We start from the raw sequence: 9,440 nt of genomic DNA, 5'->3' as shown, positions 1-9,440 counted from the left end.
CTCCATTGAATTTGCATACTTAGTATGCGAATTCAGGAGGTGTTTTTTTCATGTGCCACTATTCGGGTTCACTTCATATTTTTCAGAGGGTTTTTATCTTAGTATGCTTCTAAAAACTCAGTAACTTGCTCTTCAGATTTTGCGTTAGCACTATGTAAGTGGCCTAGCTTCTCACCATTTTGATATACAAGTAAACTTGGAATACCCATTACTTGATACTCTTCAGCGATATTTGGGAACTCATCTTTATTAATAGAATACCATTCAAACTTATTGAACTCTTCCATTACATCTCCGATAAAGTTGTCCATACGCACGCAATCTGGACACCATGTAGTAAAGAACTTAACAACTACTGGCTCCTCGCTTGCGATGATGTCTTTAAATTCCTGTTCAGATTTGATTTCTTTCATGTTAGTTTCTCCTTTTTCACTATCAATATTTTTGGTTATTTAGTTGGTGTATTTGCTGTGAAAGGAAAACTTATAACGAGAACCTTTCTTTTCGGAAAATTCGTTAGCAAATTGATCCACCGCAGTTTCTTGAAGTCCTGGTACATATGAGTAGATATCCAGTGTGATTCTACTTTTTATGTCCTAGTCTTATATGCATCTTAAATTTAGAAATGAATATTAGGAACCTCACTTTTCTTTATAAGCTTTTTCGTGAGCTGTGTCAAACTTCTGAAATTGTAAGGCTACTATTTATTAGTAAGGTAAATTGTATTCATGATAGCCATTGCTATAAAGTTCTTTTCCCCATATATTTTTATGAGGTGTTGTGAGAGAAGAGATTAAGTGGCGTTAGCGGAGTTCCAGCAACAATTACAGCTAAATAAAGTAATGCAGGTAAAAGAAGCAAGGCTAACTAGAAGGGAAAATTGCGGCACTGTATAGAGTGAAAGAAAAACATGATATGGAGCGAGAAAGGAATCGTAAGAACATGTTAGGAAGTATTTAGCGGTAGAAGTCAGGGGGAATGTAGATGTGATAGAAAGACAGTATTACATTATTCTTTCAAAGGGGTAACTAGGATGGTGAAATGGGTAAAGAAACTATTTTTTTAAAATGCCCACCCTGCATTGTTTGTGAGAAACAAGAAGGTGAGCTTCAATTAAATGAAATGAATGTAGTTTGTGAAAAATGTTCCTAAATTACGCATGAACAAGACATATAAAGAGATTCCTACACCCTTTATATTTTATTCCATAAATAACAAAGCTGGTGAGCTTCTGATTCAAGAGCTATTACATGATCATTATTAATAGAGTTATTCGTATACATTTTGTTCTTTTGGATATTAAGGACCGTATAATTCACATTGTTATGTTCATTCGAAAATGTTGATTCGTTTAATAATGTTAATGTTGAGTTGATGTTATATTTATCAATTCGCTCTTTTTTTCCTTTGAAAAACAGTTTAATAAGATGTGGCTCATCATTAATGAGCAAACCAAGTTCAGGTGATGAGCGGACGATTAAATTATGTGATAACCAATGTGATTTACCTGGATCAAACCAAGAGACGTCTTTGTTTTTAATAAATTTTTTATACTGCTTTATAACATCAATGTAGTTTTGCTTTTTCTTCTGGTCAACAGTTTGTACTAATGTTTCAAAACAGTTAAAAGCTAGTTCGTTTTTATGAAATTTAATAACAGTTTCTCGTAATTGTTTCCAGTAATCAAAAACTGGGTGATATTCAGGTTGAGATTTAAGATTTTTCACAAAATTCGTTTTAGCTGCACTACTTTTCAGTGTAAAGTCTAAAAATTGTGTAAGTCCTACTTTAATTTCCGCCATGTTACACCCCCTTTCCGAACATTACTAATTCGATAGTGGAAAGGGAAATCCTGCATTTTTAAGGAGGTGAACGAGATGCTAGATGATGAAGAGTTGACGGAACAAGAACGGCTCTTTTGTTTGTATTATGTGAAATACTTTAAAGGGAAACAAGCTGTACGGAAAGTTAGGTATGTAAAGAGAAGCACGCATGGTACGAGTAGTCGATTACTTAGAAGAGAACATATAGCATTTCAGGTTAGAGAGCTTAAAGCAAAAATGGTTGAAACTATATTTTGGGAAGTAATGAGTGGGTTAAATGAGTAAATCAAGATTGCTTTTACTAATACGAAAAAGGTCCTGTTGTTTCCAACAGGATCTTTCCTAAAATGGCAAAGAGTAACTCTTACCTTACTCTTCTCGTATATAATACATGAAAAAGATAGATGTGTATACAACAAGAAATTCCAATATAATTATTTGAATATAGTGTTTAAAAATAAAAGAGTGGAATTTCAAATAAGGAATTAAATTACAAACGCTGATTTATCAGGTGATACAAATGAATTTCTATCAAATTGTAGTTAATAAAGTGATATTGAGATAATAAGATATATAATTTTGCATACCGGATTGTAAAAGCGAACAAGGGTATAAATAATCTAAATAATACGGAAGTTGAGGGAGAGTAATACTAAAATTTCATTTATTTTTTACTGTAATAAATTCATTTGAATAGAAGTGAAAAATAGAGATTTGCCTTAGTCATTTATGAAAGTCAAGAATATTTATAACCATAGGAGTAAATACACAGGTCCGATTTTTGTAATGATGGAGGGAATTGATGTGGACATAACTCAAAGCATGACAAGAATAGTAGTTAATGGGAAAGATCTTCCGTTTCGTTTAGTTAGTACTTCTGTATGGAATCAAGGGCCTGTAAATGATTTAATTGTTTCAACAAACGAAAGAGTCGAGGATTTTTATCAATTTATGTGGTCGCAAGTACCAGTAATGCTTGCGATGTATTTTCTTCAAGGGGCAGACTTAATGAGGTTTGCTAGAATTACTGGGATTAATCAAAATGTAACGGGAGAATATATTTATCATTTCTCTTGGGGATAAAATGAATGTAAAGTAGCGTAACAGTTGCTTTTTTAATTTGTAAAGGAATTTAATGAGGTTAAGAAAATAAGATTAGAGCGTGATATAGATAATTTGTGACTGTTTTTAAACTCATAAATATAATTAGTTGCTTCTTTTAACACAAGGGAGCGATTGATAGACTAGCTTAAAAAATAAGATTGTAACTATCTTTTAAAATAATAAATGGTAATTTTTACTTTTTTGGATGAACTATTTTTATATAAAAATCATATAATATGTTGCGGGACAAGCAAACAGCTTATAAACTATTGAATACTCAATGAGATTACCTTTTGTATATCTTCGTATTTACTGATCCAGATGTTCTTTTTTATCGAACAAAACGCCCATTATGATAGGAGGTTAATAATGGGGATGACATTAGAGGAATTAGAAAAGTGTTATATTAAAGCCTTAATTGAGGGAGCAGAGTACGTAGCTGTTCAGATTGAAATAGATGGATTTCATAGTGAGGAAGTAATTATTAACGACAAATATAATATAGATTCTGAATTAAAGTATTATAAGAAAACATACAATGAAAATTTAGAACATAGATGGACCCCAGGGATTCGTATTATAGGTTTTGCATATGGCTATTCGTTCTCAGAAATTCTACATGAATTAGGGTTGCTAGTGAAGTAATGATAAAACAAATCGCAATTATTGTACGTGATGCCGTGATTTTAATGGCGTCTTTTTTTGTTGTGAAGGAAAGGTAAAAATAAAAAAGAGGGCTTAAGCCCTCTTTTTATAAATGCCTAACTTTTATGCACAGATTGGAATTCCTAATGCTATTAAAGTCAATGCTACTTGAAGAGAAAGTTCTAATCTAGCAATTTCGATTCCAGCAACTGATACCACTAAAAGAGGTTGTCCATTAACGAACAAAACACAACTTTCCATATTTACACCTCCCTTCTAGTAATCTACTACAATATATGAATTAAATTTAAATAACGTTATAGTTAAATTAATGAATTTTATAAAATTGATAAATTAATCTATCATATAAAATGAATTTTTATTGGTCTAACAACTGCTTCTTTATCACCTTATATAAAGGGTATGAATATATTAGTAGTATATAAAAGCATAGGAGTGATAGATATGTTTTTTGCAAAGCTACGTGGTAGAAATGAAGTTCCACCAGTAGAAACAGACGCTCGAGGGGAGGCTTTCTTTAAATTAAGCCAGGACGAGCTTAGCCTAAAATTTAAGTTGGATTTATTTGATATAGAGGATGTAGTAGTTGCCCATCTGCATATTGGAGCAAAAGGAACTAATGGTCCTGTTGTAGCTTTTTTATTTGGGCCTATAACAAATCCGGTTTCAATAGAGTGTGCAACGCTTACGGGAATAATTACTCAAGAAGATTTGGTTGGGCCGTTAGCGGGTCAAACATTAGCTACTCTTGTAAATGAAATCATATCTGGAAACATTTATATTAATGTTCATACAGTACAACATCCTAATGGTGAAATTCGTGGACAATTGAATTATTGCTAAGAAATTATAGTAGTGAAAAATAAAGCATCCGTTTAGGGTGTTTTTATTTTGTGGAGGATGTATAGATAGATAATTTACCTTTAATAATCTTAAAAATTCATTTGTATAGTTTTGAAGGTAATCGAATGGAATTAGAAATAGTGAATTTTTTACCTTTTTAGTTTGTAAAATAATTATCGAAAACTTGTAAATGAAATGCCCCTCCGAAAATTAAATTAGTATTAGGAGATAAACTTTGTAAATGAAATATGAAAGTGTAAGAGAGAATAGAAATTTTTAAACCTAATCAAAGCTAATAGACTAACTTTCAGCACCCACTGAAATAAAGAATCATAACATAATTTGTAATAACTTATATGAAAGTGAGCTGAAAAAAATGTTTTATTCGTATTTTTATTCTCAAGCGGGTATGCGACCAGCATATGGTACATCAATAACGTTTAGCGGAGCACAAAGTACAGTTCAAGCTGTTCAACAAGCGTTACAAATGCAACAACAAATGCAAATGCAACAACAAGGTATCCAGCCGTATTATTCATCCATGGAGTATTTTTATCCAGTGCATCAAATCACACCGTATGGAAGTTCTTTTCTTACGATTCCATATGGAACTGTCTTCAATCTATAAGCTGAAAATTTTATGAATAGGAGCAGGAATCCCAAAACGATTATTAACCTAACCATTACCAATTGGATATATACGGGAAACCCAGCTCCCACCTACCTTTATCACAGATGCCGAATTTTGAGGTATCCGCAAATAGCGGAAATAATTGAGGGGGGTGAGTGTATATGTAAGCGTCAAATAGTTCCATCTACAATTTGTAAATAGTTGATGAGATAATCTTTGTACATACTCTACAAGTTGTTTTTTGGTAAGAAAATATCGTCGATCGAAGAAAGAATGAGAATTATCTTATCATGACAAATGATGGATAGTGGCACTATATGAAAAGATACATGAACATTTACTAACGCGAACCAGGACGAGAGGTAGCAACGAAATCCTATCTGTGGTTATATCGTACAGGAAGATTGTCCTATGACTATCAATTTACAAGAGCAGGAGAACATTCGGACCGTTTTTCCCCATTTTGAAGTATATTTATAGCCATAACATCTTATGTTTTGTTTATAATTGTAAATAGTTATTGAAATGTATAAATATTTTTTATGAATAAAAAGGAAAAATAATGCAACTTTTTAATTTGTTTATTCGTGTTATATATGAAAGGAGGAGGGGGATGGAGATTGAAGAAATATATAAAGTTTATATAAACGATGTGTACCGGTATTTATTTTCCCTTTCTCGTAGCCATCATTTAGCGGAGGACTTGATGCAGGAGACTTTTTATCGGGCGTTTCTTTATCTAGAAGACTATGAAAACCAAAAGGTGAAATCATGGCTTTTTAAAGTGGCATATCATACCTTTATTGATTTTGTTAGGAAAGAGAAAAAAGTAGCTTTTGTAGGAACGGAGGAATTAGAAACAATTCAAGCAGGTGAATCTACAGAAGAGTATGTAGTCGCAAAAAATAGTTATGAAAAATTAATTCAGATTATTCATACTTTACCGGTGGTAGAGGCGCAAGCTATTTTATTATGTGACGTACATCAATTAACGTACGAAGAGGGTGTTCTGTATTAGATTTAAAGTTAAACACGTATAAAAGTCACATATTTCGCGGGAGAAAGAGATTAAAAGAATTGTTAAAGGAGGAAAAGAGTCAAAATGACAAATGATAAACCTCATTCTGAACAAGATGATTATAAAGAATTGTTACAAGAAGCTCTTCATCAAAGGCCGGATACACTTTCTAATGGAAAACAGGAGCAAGTGATGAAAATAGGGAAAAAAAGAGCGCGTATTACGAATGTTTTAATTGTATTTACTTTTTTATTACTTATTCAACCTATATTATATATATCTACTCTCGCATACTATGTATTTGCACCTACAAACGCAATGGAGATACGGAATGTAGTAAATCAAACATTAAGTGTAACAGAACCAAATGTATTTTTGAAAGATAGGGACATGGAGCAAACATTGTTACCGCTTAGTTTACAATTGCATTTTGATTTGTATAAAAGGGTAGGAAAGAAAGATATTCGAATAGGGGAAGAGAAAACAGATTATATATTTAGTAGAGCAACGAAAGTTAGCCGTGAATATACAACAGATGAAAAAATTCCGGAAGTCCCATATATAGATAACGAGGTATTGTCTCATCCTAATAATTATAATTCATCCTATAATAGTAGTGAAGAAGCGCAAGTATTAAAGGGTCTTCCGCAAGAATCTGTTGTAGAAGCATTTATATCTTTTAGAGAATTGTTGAGTGTACAAGAGGTAACGAATATGTTTCCCACTATTGATATCGTCTGGTATGCCGTTAATACAGGGGTAGAGGAGAAGCAAACGAATGACGAGGGTATGTATGTTGCTCCGATTGGCTTTCCAGCAGATATGATTTCAAGACCAAGTGGTGCTTTTGTGAGTGATTCACCTCATGAGGAACAATTTATTGATGTGTTAAAGTCATTACAAAAGCATGAAAATTTAGCAGTGAAGCTATCTAGAGCGAAAGTATTAGAGTTGTCAAAGCGTATTTCTTTCCTTGAAAAAAATGGGATAAAAACATATGGGGCAGTTGTAACAGGACCTAAAGCAGAAGTTGAAAAATTAATGAGCCACGAAAAAGTTAGAAAATTGAAAGTAGGTGAAGTGAGGTTATGGAATTGGCATTCTTAAAAAAAAGAAAGAATCATATTTATAAACAGGAAACGTGGATGGGGACTATTTCATTAATTATTGCCTTTCTGGCGTTATTATATTTGAACATTATATTGCTTATACAAGAAACATTTATAGGTAAAGGTTTTCTGCAAATAGTTGGTATTGGATTGGTATGCTCAGTCATAGGAATGATCACAAAAAGAAAAAGTCGGAAATATGCATTGTGGGCATGTAGTTTATATCTTTTTATGCTATTGTTTTCTATATTTGGATTTATGTTAGGTTGGATGATAAGCTTTGGACCATAAAAATGTGTGAAAGGACGAATGTAAGTTCGTTCTTTTTTATGCATAAAAAGTAAAATAGAAAGGAAAGGGATTTATCAAATTTGAATAGAGATTACTATACTACTAGGTTGTTGTGTTATTGAAATGTCTTCCGCTTACGTGTATATAAATAGGCGACAAGTATAGGGGGAAAACAATAGTTCGTCCAAACATTGTGAATCTCCTTTACATAATATGGAGTAATAAGCATGAAAGGGGAACGAGTATGTCTTGCTATTACTACTGTAAGTATTGTAAAGAATATAAAAAGAAACAGCATAACTGTTGTAAGAACAATAGTAAGTGTAATGACAACAAGGATAGTCTTGTTAGGGCATCAGCATTTAGAGCTAGAAATACGGTGAATCAACCTGTTCCTGCTAATACTTTTGTAAAAGTATTGTTCCAAAATGAACAATTTGATTTAGCGAATGAGTATAATCCAGAAACATCTATTTTTATACCGAAGACTAAAGGAGTATATTCTTTTATTGGAACGATTGGTTTCTTTCCTAACGATCCAAGTTTAAATTATAGAGCACGGGTAGAAATTCGTGTGAATGGCAATGCAGCAATAGCTATAGATAATGACTTTTTTGGTCCAATAGGTTTTGGAAATGTAGTAAGTGTTTCGACGATTATTCAATTGCATGAAGGAGATCAAGTTGAGGTTTATGCACAAAGTAGCATAGACGGAGTTTTAAGTACTTCGGAAGACGGCTCACATTTTGAAGCAGCAAGATTCCCTTCTCCAATTAAATAACGAAGAGAATAAAATACTTTTCAGTAGGTCTAGTTAATCCCCTGTACCGAATGGTGGGGGATTATTATTGTTTATTTAAAATATACAAGTGAATCGATTAAATATAGTTTGTTTCATGAAAATTTCACATGCTAAAGATGTAATGATGAAAGGTAAATTTAAAAAATTATTTTTTACAGTTTTGATGTTGAAAGGGCTATCTTATTTTAAGTATTAGATCTTCTGCAGGTAATAAAAAGAGTAAGTAACTAGGTTGTAAAAGTTCTTTGGCGTTACATTTGCTAGTTGCCTAATGGTATAAAAAGACATCTTAATTTATGTCCGTATAATTAAAGGCTTTTTCATTACTATATAGAAATTACATATTTAACATCGGTTTGTGCAGGTATTACTATTGTATGGAAAGGAATAACATGAAGGCAAGTACACTATATAAAAATAAAATAAATCCTAAGATGAGTAGTATGGGATGCAACTTGAACATATTTGACCTCCTTGAGTATATAAAGAATTTTAATACATCTTTGGTGAATTTAGAAGGAAAATATATTAGATAAATGGTGCTTGAATGGATACACGAATTTAATAGAGTAGTGAATGTCTAATAAATAAAGAAGTATTATGGGGGACACCTTGACTAGATTATTTATAAAGGGCAGGTCGATTTACCCGACGTGAAATATAAAAGTGATCAGATTTATATGTACAGAATAAGGGATAAATAAAAAAAGAGCATACATAAAAAGTACGCTCTAAAGAAAGATAGGTTTTATGAGTGGATAATCTCCATACGATAATATATGTTCGGTTGATGTAAATGTGTGAAAAATCAATAAATTATCAATGAAATATCATGAAATGAGTAATCTTAGTCTATTAATAAGGTTTTGTAGTTAACCAAATTGTAAGGATTTTGTATAGAATGGATTAACAACTCGATAATAATCGTACTTCAGTTTCATATTTCGTATAGTTTGGATATTGTGTAATAGTTTGACATTTAGGTGTGGAAAGTTGATTAATTATAGAAACATTTGTAATTACTTCGTTACAAGGACCGAAAAATGTAACTTTTAATTTTGAATTTGGTGGGACTTTGAAAACAATAGGTTTTTTCTCCATGAAATCAGCTCCTATGATGCAGTATTATTGTATACTGCGTTTTTTGTTTAGA

12 protein-coding genes and 2 pseudogenes are annotated in these 9,440 nt (G+C 32.0%); 9 read left to right on the top strand and 5 right to left on the bottom strand.

Annotation, left to right across the window (positions count from 1 at the left end; genetic code table 11):
• Positions 1-98: 98 nt before the first annotated feature.
• The 3 genes and pseudogenes from PDQ33_RS19150 to PDQ33_RS19140 all read right to left on the bottom strand — a co-directional run bounded on the left by PDQ33_RS19150 (position 99) and on the right by PDQ33_RS19140 (position 1,802).
• Positions 99-440, bottom strand: a complete 342-nt coding sequence (locus PDQ33_RS19150; protein ID WP_270756452.1) for a thioredoxin family protein — start codon at positions 438-440, stop codon at positions 99-101.
• Positions 441-452: 12 nt separating this feature from the next.
• A pseudogene (locus tag PDQ33_RS19145) lies at positions 453-688 on the bottom strand (hypothetical protein); the annotation flags it as partial.
• 505 nt (positions 689-1,193) lie between these two features.
• Positions 1,194-1,802 (bottom strand): hypothetical protein, encoded by a 609-nt coding sequence (locus PDQ33_RS19140; RefSeq protein WP_270756443.1) that lies wholly within the window; start codon positions 1,800-1,802, stop codon positions 1,194-1,196.
• A gap of 75 nt (positions 1,803-1,877) precedes the next feature.
• Here PDQ33_RS19140 and PDQ33_RS19135 point away from each other — a divergent pair, with 75 nt between their 5' ends.
• The 3 genes from PDQ33_RS19135 to PDQ33_RS19125 all read left to right on the top strand — a co-directional run bounded on the left by PDQ33_RS19135 (position 1,878) and on the right by PDQ33_RS19125 (position 3,572).
• Positions 1,878-2,108: a terminase small subunit gene (locus PDQ33_RS19135; protein WP_270756445.1), complete on the top strand. Its 231-nt coding sequence runs from the start codon at positions 1,878-1,880 to the stop codon at positions 2,106-2,108.
• A gap of 444 nt (positions 2,109-2,552) precedes the next feature.
• Positions 2,553-2,906, top strand: a complete 354-nt coding sequence (locus PDQ33_RS19130) for a hypothetical protein (protein ID WP_270756448.1) — start codon at positions 2,553-2,555, stop codon at positions 2,904-2,906.
• A gap of 390 nt (positions 2,907-3,296) precedes the next feature.
• A complete protein-coding gene (locus tag PDQ33_RS19125; protein ID WP_000525900.1) occupies positions 3,297-3,572 on the top strand; it encodes a hypothetical protein in 276 nt (91 codons plus the stop codon).
• Between the two features lie 123 nt (positions 3,573-3,695).
• On the opposite strand, the gene PDQ33_RS19120 is transcribed toward PDQ33_RS19125, so the two are convergent.
• Positions 3,696-3,833 (bottom strand): DUF3956 family protein, encoded by a 138-nt coding sequence (locus PDQ33_RS19120; RefSeq protein WP_000443219.1) that lies wholly within the window; start codon positions 3,831-3,833, stop codon positions 3,696-3,698.
• A gap of 204 nt (positions 3,834-4,037) precedes the next feature.
• Between PDQ33_RS19120 and PDQ33_RS19115 the strand changes: the two genes are divergently transcribed.
• The 6 genes and pseudogenes from PDQ33_RS19115 to PDQ33_RS19090 all read left to right on the top strand — a co-directional run bounded on the left by PDQ33_RS19115 (position 4,038) and on the right by PDQ33_RS19090 (position 8,266).
• Complete coding sequence (locus PDQ33_RS19115; protein ID WP_000464534.1) at positions 4,038-4,436, top strand: CHRD domain-containing protein; 399 nt, start codon at positions 4,038-4,040, stop codon at positions 4,434-4,436.
• A gap of 376 nt (positions 4,437-4,812) precedes the next feature.
• The gene (locus tag PDQ33_RS19110; protein ID WP_000500111.1) at positions 4,813-5,064 is read left to right on the top strand and encodes a DUF3947 family protein; all 252 of its coding nucleotides are present in this window, start codon (positions 4,813-4,815) and stop codon (positions 5,062-5,064) included.
• A gap of 616 nt (positions 5,065-5,680) precedes the next feature.
• Positions 5,681-6,180, top strand: a pseudogene (locus PDQ33_RS19105) (sigma-70 family RNA polymerase sigma factor).
• Complete coding sequence (locus PDQ33_RS19100; protein ID WP_061130888.1) at positions 6,170-7,192, top strand: anti-sigma factor; 1,023 nt, start codon at positions 6,170-6,172, stop codon at positions 7,190-7,192. The pseudogene PDQ33_RS19105 and the gene PDQ33_RS19100 overlap by 11 nt, the downstream one beginning before the upstream one ends.
• Positions 7,174-7,485 carry a hypothetical protein gene (locus tag PDQ33_RS19095; RefSeq protein WP_000417668.1) on the top strand — a complete coding sequence of 104 codons (312 nt, stop codon included), beginning with the start codon at positions 7,174-7,176 and terminating at the stop codon, positions 7,483-7,485. Before PDQ33_RS19100 ends, PDQ33_RS19095 begins: the two co-directional genes overlap by 19 nt.
• A 244-nt stretch (positions 7,486-7,729) precedes the next feature.
• A complete protein-coding gene (locus PDQ33_RS19090; RefSeq protein ID WP_025991667.1) occupies positions 7,730-8,266 on the top strand; it encodes a C1q-like domain-containing protein in 537 nt (178 codons plus the stop codon).
• A gap of 927 nt (positions 8,267-9,193) precedes the next feature.
• On the opposite strand, the gene PDQ33_RS19085 is transcribed toward PDQ33_RS19090, so the two are convergent.
• Positions 9,194-9,388: a hypothetical protein gene (locus PDQ33_RS19085; protein WP_000412567.1), complete on the bottom strand. Its 195-nt coding sequence runs from the start codon at positions 9,386-9,388 to the stop codon at positions 9,194-9,196.
• Positions 9,389-9,440: the final 52 nt, after the last annotated feature.

Origin of the sequence: Bacillus cereus group sp. Bc031 (genome assembly GCF_027716265.1) — a bacterium.
GTDB lineage: Bacteria > Bacillota > Bacilli > Bacillales > Bacillaceae_G > Bacillus_A > Bacillus_A paranthracis.
The sequence above is the reverse complement of the archived record's forward strand: the minus strand, read 5'-3'. Positions and strand labels throughout refer to the sequence as shown.